The 1,572-nt window shown below is 52.9% G+C and carries 1 protein-coding gene; it reads left to right on the top strand.

Going from position 1 to position 1,572, the window contains the following annotated elements:
* Nucleotides 1–13: 13 nt before the first annotated feature.
* Nucleotides 14–1,572, top strand: a 1,559-nt coding sequence (locus Q0386_RS00485; RefSeq protein ID WP_299025557.1) for an aryl-sulfate sulfotransferase, incomplete at its 3' end; no start/stop codon positions are given.

Genomic DNA, 1,572 nt, shown 5'->3' with positions numbered 1-1,572 from the left:
AAAAGGAGCGAATATGCGTAAGAATTTTTTCGGTTCTATCGTTTTGGCTGCGGCCTTGGTGGGCGGCGCGTTTATGGCGGTGCCTCAGACTGCGAGTGCGGGCGTTTTGGCGCATCAGGTAAAAACCCAAGGCGAGCTTGGCTCGGTGTTTATCAACCCATACGACGTGGCGCCTCTTACGGCCGTCATCGATAGGGCGGGCAAGGACATCAAGGATATCCACGTGCGGGTGCTGGGTAAACCGGGCGGCGGCATCGACATCGCCTATAACGTCTCCGAGCATGCGCTACTGACGCACGACGGCGTGCCGATCTGGGGGCTATATCCGGACTATCTAAACGAGGTCGAAGTAAGCTACGTTTTTAACGGCGAAAAGAAGGTTGAAAAGTATAAAATTTATGCTCAGCCGATCGTGACATATAGCCGAGATTATAGATTTAGCCACATGCAAAAGATGAAGGTCAAAAAGGTCGATCCTGCGTTTAAAAACAGACTCTATCTCATCAACAACACGATCACGAGCGTTTATAAGCCGCTTGATTGGAAAAACGGCGGTGCGGCTAGCTGGAATGATTTCACCGAAAATTTCGTCGTCGATACGCAGGGCGAGGTCAGATGGTATCTGGACTATCAGAAATTTTACGACCGCAGCGAGCGCAGAGTGATGGACGGCGGTATGATGATGGGTTTTCATCAGCTGCCAAACGGCGATCTTAGTTGGGGTATGGCGCAGCGATATATGCGCTACGATATGATGGGCAAAGAGGTGTATAATCGCGAGCTGCCGCGCGGCTACATCGACCTTAGCCACGAAGTAATGCCGCTTAAAGGCGATCACTTGCTGCTTCGCGTCGGCAAATACAACTACCACCACGCAGACGGCAGGATCTCGCACACGATCAGAGATCACATCATCGAAGTGGACGGCAGCGGCAAGGTCGTGGACGAGTGGGATCTGAATGAAATTTTTGGCAAAAACGTCTACCGCAGCAACCTCATCAAGGCTCTTGACGCTCGCGCCGTGTGCCTAAATATCGATATGGACGCCAAAGAGATCAAAATCAGCGACGATCTGCCTTTCGGCGACGTGACCTCGACCGGCACGGGACGCAACTGGGCGCACGTAAACTCGATCTCATATGATCCTAGCGACGACGGCATCATCCTCTCGCTCCGCCACCAAGGCATCGTCAAGATCGACCGCGACAAAAAGGTAAAATGGATCCTAGCGTCGCCTGAGGGCTGGAGCGCGGACTTTAAAGAAAAAGTGCTAGTGCCCGTGGATAAAAACGGCAACAAGATCAAATGCGAAAACTCAAAATGCGAGGGCGACTTCGACTGGTCGTGGACGCAGCACACCGCGTGGCTCACTCCGCGCTACGATAACAAGGGCTCCGTAAAGCACATCAGTGTATTTGACAACGGCGACGGCCGCGGCATGGAACAGCCTGCGCTAAAAGAGCAAAAATACTCTCGCGCGGTCGAGTACAAGATCGACGAGCAAAAAGGCACCGTCGAGCAGACGTGGGAGTTTGGCAAGGAGCGCGGATTTGACTTCTATAGCGCGGTTAC

The organism is uncultured Campylobacter sp., from assembly GCF_938045625.1.
GTDB lineage: Bacteria > Campylobacterota > Campylobacteria > Campylobacterales > Campylobacteraceae > Campylobacter_A.
Note: the sequence above shows the minus strand (reverse complement) of the source record. Positions and strands in the feature narration are given on the sequence as shown.